The following is a 19,217-nucleotide window of genomic DNA, read 5'->3' on the forward strand; positions in this document are numbered from 1 at the left end:
GCGCTCATGGGCGAGTCGTGGGCGTCGGAAACGCTGGCGCAGGCGCGTGGGCTGTTCGAGGGGCTGCCCGACGGTGTGCGGCGGCCGATCGAGACGGTGGTGTTCGGTGGGGACCTGCCGCGTGCCGATGTGTCCCGGATGCGCTGGTTGGCCGCGGAGTTGCGGGGCAAGGCGGCCGCGATGGACGGTCACGGGCAGGACGCCGGAAGCCTGCTGGCGCAGCAGGATTCGGTGGGCGCGCTCGGCGATGGAGTGCGGGAGGCGCTCCACCTGCACCGCGACGGCGCGGCCAGGCTGCGTGACGAGGCGCGGCTGCTGGCCGATCAGGCGGCGGCCGCGGCCAACGATGCGGAGAAGACGCTGTGCGTGATGCTCGCGTTCGGCGTCGAGCTGGCCTGGCGGATCATCAGGATCGTGGCGGCCGCCGCGGCGGGCGGTCCCGCCGGACAGCTGGCGGCGGCGTCGGCGGTGGAGTCGACGCTGGTCGAGGGCCGAGCCAAGGTGGCGCTGATGCGCGCGGGCCTGAAGGCCGCGTTGGAGCGGGGCGCGATCAAGGCGGCGGCCCGGCGGTCGGCGCTGGGGCCGGTCCGATTGCCGGTCACGCTCGGCAAGGCCGCCGCCCTGCCCGCGGGTGTCGACGCGGGGGTGCAACTGTGGCAAGCCGCTGCGGGAGAGCGGAACTGGGCGGCTGTCGGGCCGAACGGCGAGAACCCGAAGGGGATCGACCTGACATCGATTCTCGCCGCGGGTATTTCGGGCGCCGGAGGTGCGGCGGGCGGTATGCTCGCGGGCCGGTTCGCGCCGAAGATGTTCCCCGGCTTGGAGAATCGCCGTTTGCTGCTGGGGCTGGTGCACGGGGGCGCGGGCGCGGTGTCGGGCCTGGGCGCGGCGGCACTCGTGACCGGCTGGCCGGAACATTTCGACCAGGTGCTGGCGGCGCTGCTCAACGGCGGTTTCGCGGGTGCCGTACACGCCCACGCCGGTGCCCGCCCGGGATCGGGCGCGGCGGTGATCGACGGTGCGGGCGGCTTCATCCGGCCGGACCGGCCAGCCGCGGCTCGTGGCGGGGACGCCGTCCAACCGGTTCCGGCTCCCCGCAGCGAGGACACCGCGGTGGTCGAGTCGAGAGGATCACTGCCGCAGAAGGAGGCGGCTGATCGTGGCCAGGTCACATCCGGTGCTGTGGGCGGGACGCCGGGTCACGCGGAGCCGGCGGACGCTGGGGAGAACTCCGCTGGGGCCGTTCCCGAAATACCCGCTGCCACAGGCGAATACCGTTCGCCGGTGGAGAAGGGGGATGGGGCTGCCGGGGGCGAAGAACCCGGTCATGCGGCGCTGTCCGGTGTTCCTCTCTCGGGTCGGGCGACGCAGGTTCAGCAGGTCGCGGACGGCGCTGTCGGCCAGGAGCCGGTGCGGGCTCGGCCCGTGGCAGATTCGGTCGGTGGTGGAACACCCGCCGCGACGCCGGAGCCTGTCGCCCGCCGCGGTATCGCCGGTGCGGAGGGTGAGGTGCCCGCTGGGGTGTCCGCGCCGAACCATTCCGACCGGCCACCGGTCGGCGAATCTTCGGGTGCGGAGCACACCGGGGATCCGGTGGTGGAGGATGCCCACCCGTCTGCGCCCGAACGGCCGGTCCGGTCGGCGGAGGAGTTGGGCCGCGTACTGGCGGAATTGCCCGCAGCGGATCCGGTGGTGAGGGCCGATCTCACCGCCGAGCAGCTGCTGCGGTACAAATCCGCGGCGAAAGATGTGCTGGAGCTGTACCGGTCCCGTTCGAAGGAACTGGCTGCCGAGTCATGGGAACAGCGCAGACACGTGATGGAGCATGGTGATCGCGTGGAGTCGCTGCTGCGCTACATCGATGCGATGCGGGAGGGCACGGGGAAGACGCCGCGATGGACTCAGGTCGAGGCGTTCTTGCTGGGGCAGGAGTCGTTCATGCGGCAGATGGGGACGGCGGAGGGCAAGACGCTCGTCGGTGGGCTGGATTCGCTGGGGCAGCTGTCGAGCGGGGAGCCGGTTCAGCTCCCGAGCGGGCGATGGATGCGGGTGCATCAGGTGTTCACCACGACCGAGCTGCTGGCCAACGAGGGCGTCGGCCAGTTCGCGCCGATGCTGTGTCGTCTCGGTTACGACGCCGTGCGCTGGGATCCGGCGAATCCACCCCCGGAGCCGGACCGCCCGACCGTGTATTTCATGACCTCTGGAGAGAGGTTGACCGCGGAGCTGTTCGATCGGCCGCCGCCCGGAGATACCGTGACCCTCGATGAGGCGGACGAGGTGCTCGTCCACGGGGAGACGGTTCACTACCTCTCCGAAGGGGCGCGTGAGCCTGCGTCGGCCGTGGAGAAGGCCGAAGTGCGGCGGGTGCGGGACTTCCTGTCGCAAACGCTGAGCCAGCGGGTGTTGACGTCGGCGGATCTGCGTGCCGACCCGGAGGCGAGCCTGGCCACGGTCGGCCGGTTGTGGCACCGGAATGCGGGGCGGCCGTTCACCGCCACGGAAACCGAGATGGCGCGCGCGTACCTGGATGTGAAGGCGGGCCGGTTGAAGCTGAACAGAGACTTCCAGATATTCGACCGGAAGATAGAAATTCTGGATAAGAACGGCAAACCGCTCAGCAATCCGAAGGTCAATTCCGACAGCCGCTGGTTCGGTGGCCGCCACAAGATGGTGGAGGCCATGTTCGAGAAGAAGCACGGAGTCCAAATATATTCCGACGGTAAGGGGTCGAAGGAGGTCACCATGCGGGAGGTGGCCGCAAAGTACCGGCGATTGCAGCTGATGTCGGGCACATTGGAGCGGACCGCGGGCGAGATCAAGGACAATTTCCCGGTTCAGGGCGGTTTGGCGAGGGTGGAGAGCTTCGGCCGGTCGAAGCTGGTGAGTGAACCGGATCGGATATTCCTCAACGAACCCGAGATGCTGAAAGACGCGGTCGAGCGGGTCGGTGCGCTGCAAGCCCAGGGCAGGCCCGTCCTGGTCATCGCCCCCAACGATGTCGGCTGGAAATTCTCGTTGATGTTGCACAAGGCAGATATCGAACATACCCCCATCCTCGGCCGGTGGTTCTCCGAGTTCCGCGACAATAATGCCGCCGAGGAGCGACTGTCGTCGGTCATGAAACATGCGGGCGGACAACACGCGCACGAGGCTGGGGACGGCGGACGTGCGAAGGGCATCGTGACCGTCGGTACCCCGGGGATGCTCGGGCGGGGTTTCGACGCTGTCGTCGGAGAGACAGTGGACCAGCTAGGCGGTCTGCATGCGCAGATGCTCGGCCGCTCGTCCAACCCGGACGTGAACGACCAATGCGCGGCGCGTCCCGGTCGCAACGGCAGGAACGGCAGCAACGGATTCAGCGTCGCCCTGACCGACGATCTCGCGGACAACGCCCAGCACAGCGGGTGGAAGGTGGCAGTCACCCACTATCGGGCGGGCCGCGCCGAACATGTCGAGGCTGTCGCCGAGCATGCCCACGCTGTCGCCGCGTACGGCGAGCCCGTTCGTGGGGAGTCGCCCTCGGCCGTGCGAGTGGCGCGGGAAAAGATCGAGGCCGCCGACACCAAGATCGGGGAGGCGGAGCGGGAAATGCGCAGGTTGATCCCGGAGCTGCAGAACGACGCCGCCCGCAACGCGTACCTCGACCGGCTGCTTCGAGCCGACCAGCCGCACGCACCGCCCGTCGCAAGCGTCGGCACGGACACCGTGCATCCGCACCGGCAGCAGCTCCGGCTCGCGGAGCTGGCCGGGCTCCTAGGGATTTCCGCGCCGAGCAACGCATTGACCGACCTCGACACCGACGACGATTCGGTGCGCGAGTTGCTGGAGCGAGCACACCTGTCATCCGCCGCGGTCGAAACTCTGATCCAACAGCTCGACGCCCCCGCGCCCACACTGGTCGCCGACGCCGATCACCTCACCGACGAACAAGCACTCGAGATGCTGCACGAGCGCCGGAATCGATTGGCGGATCATTTCGGCCGGAAACTCGCGGATATCGCGGTCGACGGCGCCGAGGCCATACGGCAGATCGACCGCGCGCTGACCGAAGCCGGAAACGACCTCGGGAACGTGTTGTCGGCGAACCCGGCCGATGATCGCGCCCCACACGTCACGCCCGCCGTCGCCCGCGAAATCCTGGGCGAGGCGGTCGACCGCCACCTTTCCGCCGACGGCAACAGGCAGCCCGATATCGGCAGCGATGAAACCGCCATCGCCGCCGCATCGCACTATCTGGCCACCGCCGCGCTGCTCGACCTGGTCGTCGCTATTCACCGCCGCACTCCGAACCGCTGTGTCAACAACGCCGTCACCGGTGTGCGGGTGCTCACCGGACGCTCCATCGACATGCCGTCCTACGAATTGGCCGGTCATGATCGCGAAGATCTGCGGAGAATCTTCGGAGCCCCGGTCGTGCCCGTCAAATCGCTGGATCAGGTGAAGGAATCGCTCGAAAAACGGCCCGGCGGAATCACGGGCCTGGTCTACGCATGGAAAGACGCGGCGGCCGAAGGCGCCGGTGAACACATGGTGCTGGTGGTCAACGACAGCGAACCGGGCGAGGACTCGAAGCTGGTCGTGATCGACCTCGCCGCCTCCCGAGGCGGCAACACCAGCACCGACTACGGTCCGAAAGACCTCCGGAACCGCCGTGCGCTGCTGGATAAGGCCGTCCCATTCGACACCTGGCGGATAAAGCAGCAGAAATTCCTCGACGGGCTCGGCGACAACCGATACCTGGCGACAATCGACGTCGACCACAACGAAACCCGCTCCGTCCCAGTCGCAGTCGACCCGCAGCTCGAGCAGGATATCGAGTCGGCCTTCCTCGGCTGGCCACGAACCGACGCGGACATATCCGCCGAACCGAGAACAGCTCGCCTCGCCCTCGTCGGCAACCGCCCACCCGACAACCCCGACCCGGCCACGCCCGAAAACCGGCAGGAGCCCTATACGCCCTCGACGAGGCAGCGCGACAGCACACCGCTCGACGATCCCGCCGCCGACGGGCGCTCCGGCGCTGTCGGAAGCCATGCCGCGGGTCATGCGGAATCGCCGCGCGCGAACGGCCTGGATCGACTCGACGAACTCGACTACAGGATGATCGCCGGGGAAATGCCATCGGACGACCGGCAGATCAGCGATCCTGCGCTGGGGGCGATCTGCCGGGAGCAGGGGTTCGACGGGCTGCCGACGGTCGCCGCCGCGGAGGACCTCGATGAGCTGATAGCCGCGGGTGGCCGCGAGTTCTTCCGCGGCGTGACCGTTCCCTGGCATGTGGACAACTTCCGTCGCGGCGACTACTTCCCGGGCCGTTCGATGGTCACCGCGATGGGCAACGGAACGTACGTCACGACGAAACGGGAAGTGGCGCTGTCGTTCTACGCGGACAACCGGCCGAACCAGCTGATCAGGATGGTCCTGCATCCCGGCGCGAGGATTACGGACGAAGACCACCTGCGGGCCGCGCAGCGGGCCCAGCAGGAGTCCATCGCCGCGGAACTCGGCCGCCTGGTCGCGCTGCGACAGACGCGCGAGATAATCGCCCGGGAGGAAGCACTTCTCGACCGCAAAGCTGTGCTCTCGGATCTGGGCCGTCTCGCGGCGGCGCTGGGCTATGACGCCTACCGCACCCGCGGTTCGCTGCCGCGCCACAACGACGAGTACTGGGTGGTTCTCAACCGCACGGCCCTGATGGTCGAGGGAGATCCCGCTCCGATCCGCCCGGCGCGCGTCCGTCAGGCACACGTGCCCGACCTACCCCCGGGCCGCATGGCACAGATCATCGCGGGCGGTGAGGCCGAGTCACCGCCGGACGTTGCGGAGCCGCAGCTGGGAGCGGAGGAGGCGGCTGCGGAGCCCGGGGAGCAGGACCGGATGAGTTCGGCCGCAACCATTTCCGAGCTGACCCGGGCGCAGCGGGAACTGGTGCACCCGGCGTCGGTGCGCGAGGCGATCAACCAGTTGGAGAAGCGGTTGAACCGGCTCAGCGAGCAGGAGTGGGAGCAGCTGCGCGGCACCGCGGGACAACAGCGGCTGGACGGGTTGGCTGCCTGGGTGCACGACAGACTGCTTCTGGAAGACGACCTCCAGCGCGCCACCGCGTTCACCGCCGCCGACACACCAGACGCCGAACTGAACACGTCGGTCGCCGAACGGCGGACGCGGCTGTCACAGGAACTCGACCGCATCCTCGGCCGCACCGCTTCGAACGACGAGTCCGACAGCGCCGGGGACGGGCTCGAACGTCTGGCCGCAACGACCGAAACCGCAACGGCCGCAGGCCGTCTGGTCGCTGTGCTGGCCGATTATCGGTACCGTTCCGAGCAACAGCGCGGACCCATGGATTCCACGGTGACGGATGTGGAGGCACTGGTAGAACGCCCGGGGGTCATCAGTGAGTTGGTGACCTACTCGAACGGCGTACGGTATATCCGGGAAACTTACGATGATGCCGAACATGCTGTGGAGGAGTGGGCGAAAGCGCTGATCGGTTATGCCGCCATAAAGGCACCGATCGCCGAGGCGACTCTGCTCGCACCTGAATACAACATTCTCTACCGGAAACTCCGTCCCGACGAATCCAGCCGCGACCTCCGTGCGGCCGATATGCTCGGCATATTCCAGGCTGTCAACGGCGAAACGAGTCCATTTTCCTCCGTTTTCGTTCGTCGGATCGACGGCCGCATCGTATGGCAGGATCACCACGTCGGTCGGCAGGACATAGTCGCTATCGGGCGGCGAGTCGCTTACCTGAGGGATTCTCCGGCGACGGCGCTCCCCGAGCCTCTGGACGGGGTGGTGTCCAAGACGTTTTCGAATGCGATGTTCGGTTTGCGGCAGTTGGCCGAGCATGCCGATAATCCGCTGCATCGGGCAGGACTCGATGTCGATACGCAGACGAAGTCGCGGATGATCGCGAAATTCGGACTCGAACACCCTTACATCGAACTGCTGGGTTTCGAGAGCCCCTACATTCCGGTGGCGGTGATCGACGAAATTCTGGGTAAGCTGAACGAACTGCTCGCACGGTACGCGTATGCGCCCGGATTCCGGAATCTCATGACGAATATTCGTCGACTGCGAGTCGATTTTCTCAGCGGACCGCGCGTACAAGCCCAGATCACCGGCGAGTTCGACGTGGACGGCAATTCTGATACCCGGTCGGAGATATCATTCAATATTCGGCACCTGGCGGACCGCGACGCGGCACTCGCAGGCGCCGTCTCCAGCGCGGCCCGTGGTTATCGGCCGGTCGGCAGTGGGCGCCCATACGCGGACAACGTCGCCCACGAATTCGCGCATGCGATCGACAAGGCCACGGGCTGGCAACTCAGCGAGGATCTCCCCTCGGTAATGCAGGAGTCCTACGTGAAGCTGAGGGAGCGCGGCCTGACCGAGACCTATGAAGAATGGCTCGGCCGCCTGCCGCACCAAGCCGAGGCCGGAGATCTCGAGCCTCTCGCCGTCGGTTTCGTCGACGCGGAGAACAACGGCATCGTTATCGGCACCCCGCAATGGGTGATCCACGAGTTCGTCACGCAACTCCGACCCCCGGAAATCCCGCCGGGTCTCCGGGTCGACCTTCCGGCTGCCGTCGGCGGGTCTGCCGCATTCGTCGGCGGTCTCCTGCAGGGACCGATCGATCCGTCCCCGATGGACGCTCAGCCGCCCGATCGGCCGCCCACCTATTACCAATTGGTGGAACGTGCTCGGCAGCTGGCCGCGGAGCATCCGGATGTGTGTGAGTTGAAACCGGCGGCAGAATATAGTTCGGCCGGGGCAGAGGAGTGGCGCGCATGGGCGACGGGGCTGAACGACGCGACGGCTCGTGATCTCCTGGACAGGTACCGCACCCGTGCCACCGAGCATCTGGAAGAGTTCCGGCGCGGTGAGCCGCCGCCCATCGGGGAGATGCTCAGTGCTGGACGAGAGTTGAATGCGCTGGTTCAGGATCGGATTCGCCGGCTCCTGAAGGCGATGCCGAAATTGCCGCAATCGCGTCCGGCGCAGGAGGAAATGGTTGCCCTCGTGCATGACGCCATGGCACGACTGTCGGAGCTGGAAGATCTATATGCCGCGGCGGGTGCGGTGGTCGAACTCGTCGGGGCTCTACCCGCGGGACCTGGGACCCGTTGGGCGGCAGGGGAACCCGGTTATACGGAGTTTCTGCAATCGCTCCCGAGTCATCTGGGACGAACAACGCTGGCGTTGTCGGAACTGGCTTCGGCACCGACATTCGATGCTCTCTGGGACGAGAAGCTGCCGACGGTGTTCCGGCACGTCGCGGACCTCTCGTTGTATTTCCGGCCAGAGGCGTTGCCGGACGGCACCGATTGGTCGAAGCAGGTCGACCGATATATGGCCCAGGGGGTACACGGTGATTTCGATCCGGCCCTCGTGTCGGCGCTGCGGGCGGTGTCGGCGGACAAGGCGTCGGCGGCGCGAGAGCGAGCCGAGCCGGACGACATATTTGCCCCTGAATCCCCGCTGCGACAGCTGAATACCGCGGCCGGTTACTATCTCACCCGCACTCGTGACGTGGAAACGGCACTCGCGCTGCTACGCAGGATCGATGCGGCGCTCAAGCCCGCGACCGAGCGGCTGGGCCCGTCACATCCCGCGGTACAGGCCGCACGTGCCGTCCGGAGGCTGCGCACCGAACTCGCCGATGCCCTTGCGGCCGAACCGGATTATGCGGTCGCGGAGATCATGCGAGCCCGTGGCCTGAGCGCGCTGGGATCGGAATCCGCCGAGCAGTCCGTGATCGCCACGGCCGCGCGGAGTCTGGGTTGGCGCCACCCGATCGGCGCGATGCCCGAACTCGGAGAACAGGTTTCGGCCGAGCTGTACCGCGCCGCGACGACCCGGATCGAACGATCCGACGTCGAGCTGTCGCGCCTCGCCACCGCACGGGGTATGGAGCCGTCGCGGCTGTCGCCGGGCTCGCCGGAACTGGTCGAGCGGGTCGCGGAATTCGATTCGACCGCACAGGAACTCGTAGACCTCATCGCCGACGCCGCGACGCCGGGCACGGAAACGCCGTCCGAGGAGTCGAAGGAGCCCCATCGCGATCGGAATCGGCTGCGGCAGAGCGTCACCGAGTTGATCCTGTCCCGTCCGAGCGGGCCGCAGCGGCTCACTCGAGTGATGGACCGCCTCGAACGCGGATTGCGGCTCGTGGATCGCGATGCTTGGCGTGGACTGACCGGGGATAGCGGGGCCGCTCGCCTGCGACGGCTGCCCGGATGGATAGCGCGGGGCGTACTTCTCGACGCCGACATGCACGCGGACGACTCGGCGGATCCGGCGCGGCAGGCAGAACTGAACCTCCGTCGCTCCGCTCACGAGGCGGAACTCGCGGATCTGCTCGGGTTGGCCGCCCCGGTGCCGGAATCGGGCCGGGACCACCCGGCCTGGTCCGATCCCCTGGCCGAGTCGCGCCTGCTGGGGGAGTCGGTTCCACGTTCGGCGGCGATCGGTCGGGTGATCGACGCCGCGATCAGGTACCTCGAAGCCGGACAGCTCGTAGGCATCCCGGGCCGACTCATCGGGGACGGGATGGAGGTCGCCCGGCTGCGCGGCGAGGAGATCCGGCGGGAACTGCTCGAGATCGAGTCGGGGCGGAACCGGCAGTGGCATCGGAGGGCCGAGTTGGAGTTGGAGCACGCGCAGTGCCGTGAGAGGTACCAGCGGCTGCTGCTCCAACTGGCCGCCGCGCCCTTCGGTATCGATGTCGCGCACTGCGCCCCAACGGAATTGATGCGGCGAATCGAGCGACTGCGTACCGAGACGCGTCGCCCGACGCGCGGTCTGGCCGAACTGATCGCGGTCTACGACGATCACGTGGCCGCTCTCGCGGACGTCGAGGCGCTGTCCGTCGGATCCGACGCCACTTCGTCCGGATCGCCGAAATCCGCCGCACGGCAGGAAGTGTCGAATACCGCGGGCGTGGACGAGTTGCTGGACATGCTCGACGTGATGACACCGGAACGGCGACGCCGTGCCCGATGGGCGGAACTCTGTGGTGTCCCACCTGCGGAGGTGAGATCCGCCATTGCCGGGTTGCGGCGCGAATTCGCCGATCTGGGAAGGATATTGGTATCGGAACTGGTGCGGACCGAAGTGATACCGCGGGGGACTCCCCTCAACCGTGGATGGGTCCAGCGAGCCGACGCGGCTTGGGAATCCGAGCAGCGGCTGACTCCGGAAGGGCCCTTGGTCCGGGCCCGCCACAACGAACTGCGGCGGTGGCGCGACCGCGCACGACGCTATCGCATGCTCAGCCATCTACTCGACTCCGTCGAGGAATGCGAACGTCTGGACCGCGAGTACGTCGCGCGGTCCGGCCGGTTCCGCAGCGTGCGCAACTCCGCGGTCGTCCGGCCGGAAGCCCGGAGCCGGGCCGGGTGGATACCGGTAGGGGACGCGCGTGTCCTGGCGCCGGACGACCACCCCGGTGCCCGGGACCGGGGCCGACGGATCGCCGCGGCCGCCGACCGGCGCAGGCGTGCGTACGATGCGGCGGTGCGCGGCGCGGCGCTGATCGGTGTCGAGCACCCGGACCAGCTGCGTGTGGAACAGTTGCGGGAAGCCGTCGAGCGAATGGTGGACTGGTCCGACGACTTTCGGGACCCGTCGAATCCGCACCGGAGCAAGGAGGATCGCGCGCACGCCGCCCATGTCGTGGATGTGGGGGCGACCACCGTGGCCTACGCGATACTGTGCAGCTACGCGCAGGCCGAAGAGCGCGCCGCACGCACCGAGGCCGCGCGGGATACCGCCCGTGAGCTACTCCAGCGCGAGGTCGTCGACCGGCAGGGTGGTCGGTTCCTGGCGTGGTGCGTGGCGGTCGTGGAAAAGGACTCCGCCCCACCCGAGGTTTTCGTTGCCGCTCCGGCGGCCGGTCTGGACGATGCGCTGGCGGCGCTGGATTCCGACGATCGCGACGACCTCACCAGCCGGGCAGCCCGCTTCCATTACGAGCAGATCGTGGTCGACGAGAACGGCCGCGCCTACGCTCACCAGGTCCACCCAACCGAGGTGTCCGGGAACCAACCTGATGCACCCGAACGAACAGGCCACGAGGTAGCCGAAATAGTAACGGCGACAAAGACATCGCCCCCGGCGACATCTGCGTCGCAGCCGGATGGTTCGGAGGAATCCGTTGTCGGTCTTCCCGATCGAGTGATTCGGGATACCGCCCGGGCGGAAGTTGATCGGCAACTACGGAAATGGCGCGACGCGGGTCTGCACGGTGAGCGGATTACCGACCAAGTCGCCTTTCTTCCTGGGGCGGACGGTGGAACGCTGGTCGTCGTGGCTTCGAGAGACCGCCATCGCAGGGCGTTGCTCGACGCCGCAGCGACCGATTCGAAGTTCGCCGGGGCCCTGTGGCGCCCGAAGTTCGAGAAGCGGTACCTCGAGGTGTTCGCGGGCCCGCGCGGCCCGGCGGTCATGAAGGTGTCCTCCGCCCGAGCCGAGGGGCCCTATCGCCATCCCACCGTCCCCGAGATCGAGGGGATTCTTCTCGACGAGTACCGACGCTTCCGCCGACTGGGCCTGATCGAGCTCGGGTTCGCAGACTGGCTCGCGGGTTTGGGCGACCATGTCTTCGACGCTCGTGCGGCCACCGGCGAGGGGCAAGCCGACGCCGCGCGAGGCCGTCTCAAACAGGACGGCACGTTGTCGACGTTCGGATTGGCGGTCGCCGCGGCGAAATCCACGGTGGACAGCGATCTTCCGCACCCGACCGCGGTTCTGGTCCGTGCCGTCACCCGGCAGTTCCCACTGCCGGGCCCCGCCGTCGAGGATGATCCGGACGGCGGGGGACTCGTGCTGCGGGCTCCGATCGACCTCGGAGGCATCTGTCCGACAGTCGAACTCAGGGACAACGGCGACGGCTGGCGGATCGCTCCGCCGTCCGGCCGCGCCCACGCGAGCGATGGGTTGAGCCGCTGGTTCCGCGGGATGACCGACCTCGACCCCAACCGACTGCTGCGGCGAATCCAGCAGGCAGTGGGCGCCGAATCCGAATCTGCTGCGCCGCAGCCTGTCTGGCAGCTGTCGATTCCGCGGGTGGTGGGCGGTCTTGTCGATATCCGGCGCGAGAACGACGAGTGGCGCGTGTATCCGGGGAACGGGTCCCTCGCCGCGAGCCTGAGCGATACGCGGGATTCGGATCTCACGCGGCTGGCTTGGCGGGTGACGCAGCGAGCCGAGGCGGATGCGGTTTACGGTGAGATGTCGGGCAAGATCGAGATCCCACTGTCGCAGGAGGACGGCAAGCGGTACCTGGAGTTGCGGGCGGCAGCGGACGAGGCAGCCGCGAAGGTGCGCAGGTGGAGGGCCGAGAACGCGGCCCACCTCGAGATGGATTCCCGGGAACGGCTGGGGGAGTCGGTGGCCGCGGATCGCGAAGCGCTGGCTGACGAATGGGGGATCGAGCCGCTCGGGCTGGAATCGATACCGCTGGTAGGCGATCCGGCTGCGCGCCGGGCCGACATTCTGCGCCGCGAGTCCGATCTGCGCGCGTTGGCGGAACTGGCGGGGCGGCGTCTGGCGCTGGCCGCCACCATGTCCCGCGCGATTCGAGCGTGTGACGGTTTCATCACCGGACCGGTAGTCGCGGCGATACTCGAAAACAGGGGCGGCGGCGGGCGGAAATTGACCGACGGCGTCGGTTACGAACCGGACGCCTCCGGCGGCGTGTTGATCGTCGCCGCGCCCGCCGGTGGGCATGTGCGGGCCCTGTCGGAGTTGGCGGCGACGGACTCGAAGTTCGCGGGTGCGCTGTGGCGTGACGATCTCGAGAAGCTCTATCTGCGGGTGACGAAATCCGATCGCCGGATCGAAGCGACGGTTATCACCGCCGACGAGGCGGAAGGCCCGAACCGTGAACACAACGGTGACGAGGTCCGGAGGCACCTGCTGGACCACTTCCTGACCTACCGAGCGGCCGGGGCGGTCGATCTCGGGTTCCGTTCCTGGCTGGAACAACTGGGGCCGGAAGCGTTCGATGGCGTGACGCATCGGACACTGGCCGAACCGCGGTATCTGCTGTGGTGGGGGTCCCGGATGATGCGCTCGGGAGCCCAGCTCCCGCAGTTCCACCCGGCGCGCGTCCTGCACCGGCTGCACACCCGGCAGATACCGGTGCCGTCCCAGCCCATGCCGGGTTCCGAGGGGCAAGCAAGTCGCGTCGCGTCCCGCAAGGTGACACTGGGCCCGACCACCGCGGTGGTCTCGCTCGAACAGCACGAGGGCCGCTGGCGCGTGGCCTCGAACGACAGATCGTGGGCCGGAGCCGTACTGGCACAGCACTTCCCCGACCTCGCGGCCGACTCCGATCTGGAGCTGATCGCCCGGATCGCGGCACTGGTGACCGAGAGCGCCGCGAGCGACATGCACCACACGGTCTCGACCAAGGCGCCGAAGACGTGTTTCGTGACGGCGGCGCGAGCGGCGACCGAGGGTCCTGGCCCTCGACCGCGTATCGATATTCCGGAGGACCTGGGCGAGATACCGCTGGAGGGAGTGAAGGGTCGGGACGCCGCGCGGTGGGCGGGCGCGAATTGGCGGGCATTCGAGAATCCGGAGGCGATTGTCGCGCATGTGCGGCGGACCGGGGGCACGGTTGTCGGTGCGGTGGGCTACAGGAGTTTCGACCCGAATGAAGCGGAAAACGTCGGCGCGCACGCATTTACGGTGAAGATGGTCGGTGCCGTGGTTGTAGTCGAGGAACAAGTTTCGCTGCTCGACGACGGCCGGGTGGTGACGGACAAACGCACCGTGCGAGGCGATGCCGCGGTGGATGTGTGGGTCGCCCACCTTTCCGCGACCGCAGGCGAGGGGGCTACATTCCACGGCTTGGCGTTCAAGGCGAACGGAAAGCCGGAGCACCCGCTGAGGCCGACTGATGAGCCCGTGGGCCTGCCGGGTCTGGAGTTTCCGCTCTCGCCGCTGGGAGAGCGCCCGCCGGGACGAGAACCACCCGAGACGGGGCCCGTTCCAGCCGATGAGGACCTGTTCCCGGATATCTCGCGGGTGCTGGATCGGCTGCCCAGCCGACCCCGCAGGTATCACGAATTGGTGGCCCGTGCTCGGCAACTGGCCGCCGAGCACCCGGATGTGTGTGAGCTACGGCCGGTTCTGGACGAGGACGGCGCGCCGATATCGACCCGCCGCGGGATCCCGATGGAACAATTCGTGGTCCATCCCTACAGCGGTTCTAAGGCGGCACCACATGTGTACTGGGGCTTGATCCATTCCAACGAATACTGGTCGTCGGGCACGATCGAAGGCCTGATGGACTACGCCGTCACCGAACCCGGGGCGCGCACCCGGAAGCGGGTGTTTCTGCTGGGCCTGGATCCCGACGGCGCGATGCTGGCCGAAGGCTTTGCGGGACTTTCCCCGCTGCCTTACGAATGGGCCATCCGGACCTTCTATCGGCAGACGGGTGACGAGCAGCCGGAATGGACTTTCGGTTCGGTGCCGGAGATGCCCGAAACGCGGGCGCTCATGGCGATGATCCGAGAACAGCCCGAAATGTTGTTCTCGCTGCACAACCTTGATATCGGTTTCCCTTGGGTAGGAACCACGCGCGAGGTGCCCGGACTGGCGGACACGGTGGCGGCCGCGGGCAGGCTGTCGAGGATGACCGGCGCCGAACCGATCTACGACATGCCGGGTGCTCGTGTGATAGCGACGGGCGTGCTCGAGATCCCGGAGGATCTCGTTTGGCACAAGATCGCCGACTATGCGCGCCGACAGGGCGCCACGCTTCCGACCGTCGTCGTTATCGAGGCGCCGATGTGGCAGGCGGGGCGGTTTCCGGAACTTCCGTTGGCCGAGGCGGCCGACATCGTCGAGCGGCGTCTCGCACCACTCGATGATCTCGCCGCGAAACTGCCGGTGGCCCCGTCCTCGAACGTTTACCGGTCCGCTCGCTCGTTCATCGATATCGGTCGCTGGTTCGTCGAGCACTGGCGTGCTGAGCCGGAGATGCCGAACCACCCGATATGGAGCCGGGTGATCGTGCTCCGCGCGGCCGGATTGTTGTGGCAGTACGCCAACGAATTGCTGGATACCGATCCCGCGGACACCGTTTACGGTGCGGTCGAGCGTGAATTGGATCGGCTTCTCAGATCCTGGGTGCGGGAATTCGAGGACACCTACGAGATCACGCCGGGTTCCTACCGCGACACGGTTGCCTACCAGATGAGAGTTTGTCTGGCCGCGGTCGGCAGCACCCACCTCGATACCGTGGCTCCGAGGAAGACGGGGCCCACGTCCGAACTTGCCGGGCACCTGGTGGCTCGGCGCGATGATGTGCTGAGTCGAGCCCAGGACGCCCGGGCCTGGCTCGCACAGCAGATCGCGGTGACCGCGAAGCTCCGGGATTGGGTAGAGGTGGCCATCAGGCGGTCCGCACAGGAGCTGGAGGTAGGCCGCGCCGAGGACCCGCCGTGGTTGCAGCGCGGCAACCTCGCGGACCAGGCTCGCGAACTTCGCCACCGGGTAGCGGCGCTCGGGTCCGCCGCGCCCGACGACCTGGTCGCACGGTCTGCCAGGTTCGCGAAGGCGCTCGCCGATATCGATCACCGCCAACGCCTGATCGCGCGGGCCGCAGATCTGGGCAAGCAGTACGGCGTGATCGGCGACCTCATCATCGAACTCGGGCAGGTATCGGGCGAACGCCGGTTCGGCGAACTCGACACGACAGTGCGCAACCTCGTCGCCGACCTCGAACGCCGCCGGACAGCGATCGAGGAAGAGATTTCACCCGAGTCGCACGGGGTCGCCACATCTCCCCCCGGCGCGCGCCCGGATCTCATGGGAGTGCTTCCGGTGGACCACGGGGTCACCGGCGAACAGGAGCGCCGGGCCGACGCGGCGCTGCGTGCGGGCAAGTTTGCGGGTGCCGGAAAGCTGCGGCTGCCGCAGACGGCTGAGATGTTGTCTCGCACAGGGGAATTGGCCACCGCGCGGGCGAGCTGGTGGCAGGGGTTGGCCGAGCGGCCATTGCCGGAGCGGCGGCTGAGTCCGGTGCAGGAGGCGCTGATTCAGCGGTATCCCCATCAGGTGGGTAACGCTGAGGGGCTGCCGGTGTGGGTTCGGGACATGGCGAACAGGCTGTCGATCACCAGGGATCTGGAGGCGTTCGTCGCCCGGCGGCCGGAGGGTCGTGGTTTCCGGTGGCTGCGAACCGTATTGAGCGAGGATGAACGACGGCAGTTCGACAATCTGATCCACACTCGAAATCACCTGGCGTACATGGAGAGTGAGGCGCGCAAGCTGCCGGATCGGCCTCCGGTGCAGGTGTTGTCCTACGATGCGGCGGCCTATGGCGGCAAGGGCCGGGCGGTGGTGGTTCTCGGTGACGGCGACAGCGCGCGGTCGGTGTCCTGGCATGTGCCCGGTACGACAACGACTGTGCGGTCGCTCGCCGATCAGTTCAAGGGTGCGCGCAATCATTACGTGGAAACCCGCCGAGCCGATCCGGCGCTCAGTGTGGCCGCGGTCGTCTGGATCGGCTACGACGCGCCGACCGGCCCGCTGAAGACCGGCTTCGTGAAGGCCGCGTCGCCGCGCCGGGCGCGGATCGCGCACGAGGGCTTCCTGCGCGATCTGCTCGCCTTCGACGCGATGCGGGCCTTCGCCGATCCGGACAACCTGCCGTGCAACCATGTACGCCCGCACAGCTATGGGTGCGTACTCGTGTGTCTCGCACTCGGTACCGGGCAGCTGGCCGGGCACGTCGACTCCGTCGTGCTGTTCGGCTCGCCGGGAATGCCGAGCACCACGGTGGCGGATTCGGGAATCCCCGCCGAGAACTACTACGCCGCGAGTTCGTGGCGCGACGACGTAACCCTGTGGGGCGGTGACCAACCCGAGTCGATGAGCCGCTATGTGGATCGGCTCGCGCGGATCCTGGGGCTGGGCCACGGCGTCGACCCCGCGGGGGTCGCCGATATTCGCCGGATCGCCGCCGAGTTCCCGGATACCGAGGCCTTCGCCAGCGGCGCGGATGTGCACCGCGGCTACCTCGCCTATACCGGTCCGGGCCGCCCCACCGAGTCGCTGGCCCAGTCCACCCGGATCGCCGCGGGCCAGGGCCACACCATCGTGCCGGTCGAACATCGCCGCGCCGCGCCGGAACAGTCACTGGTGCGGCGCAGTGTCGGAACACGGCCACTCGATCCCGAACAGGGCCGGTACGACGACGGCACCAGCGACACCAGGGCGCCCGGACCGGAGGCCGGGAAGAATCCGTCCACCCCCTGGGCCCGGCGCAAAGCACGTTTCCTCGTTACCGGGCCGGACAATGCGGGTGTCGCGCTCGATCGGTCGCCGGACCTCATGAGCCTCGCGAGGACGCACGCAGACGAAGTCATTCGCGAGAGCGAGATATTCGGGCTGCGCCCCCAGAGCGTATCTTCCGTTGTTTACGACCGCCGTACCGGCGAGGTCTTCTTCGGCGAGAACAATACACATTATGTCGGAGACCCCCCGGACATGAAGATCAGGATGGGTGCTCCGAAACCTTTTCACCCCTTGCTCGAGGAACGAACGCCGACCGAGAGTTTGGAGGAATGGCCCGCCGCGAACTGCGCCGAGACACACGCCGCGAACAAAGCGCTGTGGAACGCGTCGCTGCCGGAATCGCTGTCGATCCACAAACGAAGCGAACCGCCGGCGCTGAGCGACTTCGCGTACAGCACCATTCGGACAATGACCGGCAAGCCGTATCCTTCGTGCCGATACTGCCAGGTTTTCCTCGGCGGCGCGACAGAGGTCCTGACACCGGGTCCGCAGGAAGGGTTGTTCATAGGCGAGGGTGCGGGTGACGCGCTGCGGGTAACCGCCAGTCCACCCCGGTCACTGCCCTTCGATCAGGTAGCTGGAGGGAGTACCGGTCTTCAGCGGGCGCTCGACACGATCCGTGCAATAACGGATCCCGATGCGGCCACCTCGCAAATCGCCCAAATCAGAAGCCGGGGAAGTTCGCCGACGCACGCGCAGCGCGCTGCGGATGGTTTCTTTCGTGAGATCGCCGACTGGGAATTGCTGGAGCAGAAATTGTCGACCGAGCCTCCGGGAACGGTCTGTGCGGTGGTGCATTGGTCCTCCGATACCGAGGCCTCGCCGATGGATCTCTCCCGTTCGGCCGGAACGGCAGTGTTGTCTCGTGGGCCCGGCCCGGCCGAACTCGTGTTGTACAACACCCGCGGCGATGTCGAAAGTTCGTACACCTATGGCAGGCGCCCGGCGGATGTCGCCATTCCGCCCGGTGGAAACCGCCTGGGCGTCATCGAATACGGCCCCTCGGGCGAGGTCGTTCCCTTGTCCGGCCCGGCGGTCGTCCCACCGCTACCGGCTGCTCCGGCCGATCGGAGACCAGCGCCTTCTTCGCCATGGACGCCGGAACTGTACACACCCGAACGAAAGCTCCTGATTCCCCGGGTGCCGGAGGGGTTTCGTGCGGAGAATCTGGTGAAGTTCGCTCTCGCGAGCAGCGTCTCCGAGAACGGCGTGCCGGATGCGAAGACTGCTTTGAAAGTACTGCGCAGCAATCCTGAAATAATGCGCGAGTACCTCGGAATGATACTTCTGGACGATGATATCCTGACAAGGATTTCGAACAGATCCTATATTCACGATAATGGGTTCTTCAAGATTGTGATCGAGGGGCACAGCGGACTGGGGCGGCTGCGCCTACACGGCTACGATAAGGAGCGGCATGCTGCCGAGAATCCGCACTCGCACATGTGGAATTTCGCATCCGAGGTGATGTCGGGGGATCTTGAAGAAATAATGTACAAGCAGGTCTCCGGATCGCCCGTCGACCCGAGTGAAGGTCCATACACCAGGAGAGTATTCCGGGGCGGCCCCGGTGCGGGCGCTCCCGACGAGAGTGGAGTACGTTTGGCGCCGGTCGAGAAAGTCGTGCACAAACCCGGAGAGATCTACACCCGTTGGCCTACCGATATTCACTCGGTAAGTCCCCGCACGCGCAGGGTGGTCACACTCTTTCTCCAAAGTGAAGACCTGGTCGATTCGACACAGGTGTATACGCTCGGAAGCAGAGAAATGAGAACGCGTCGGACCGAGAGTGCCCCGCTCGGTCCGAGAGACATAGAGAGCCATATCGAGGAGCTTCGCGAAATCATGAAGCCGTGAGGCGAGACACCCAACCTTTCCCGCCCGCC

At 67.1% G+C, this 19,217-nt stretch carries 1 protein-coding gene; it reads left to right on the forward strand.

Annotated features, from left to right (window positions below):
• The first annotated feature begins 6 nt into the window (after positions 1-6).
• Positions 7-19,188 (forward strand): alpha/beta hydrolase, encoded by a 19,182-nt coding sequence (locus tag QH290_RS24660; RefSeq protein ID WP_280385421.1) that lies wholly within the window; start codon positions 7-9, stop codon positions 19,186-19,188.
• The last annotated feature ends 29 nt before the right edge of the window (positions 19,189-19,217 follow it).

Source organism: Nocardia wallacei (genome assembly GCF_029869545.1).
GTDB lineage: Bacteria > Actinomycetota > Actinomycetes > Mycobacteriales > Mycobacteriaceae > Nocardia > Nocardia wallacei_A.

Excerpts from the sequence above, each read along its gene's own strand:
- QH290_RS24660 (WP_280385421.1), top strand. The coding sequence starts at position 7 with ATGGGCGAGTCGTGGGCGTCGGAAACGCTGGCGCAGGCGCGTGGGCTG.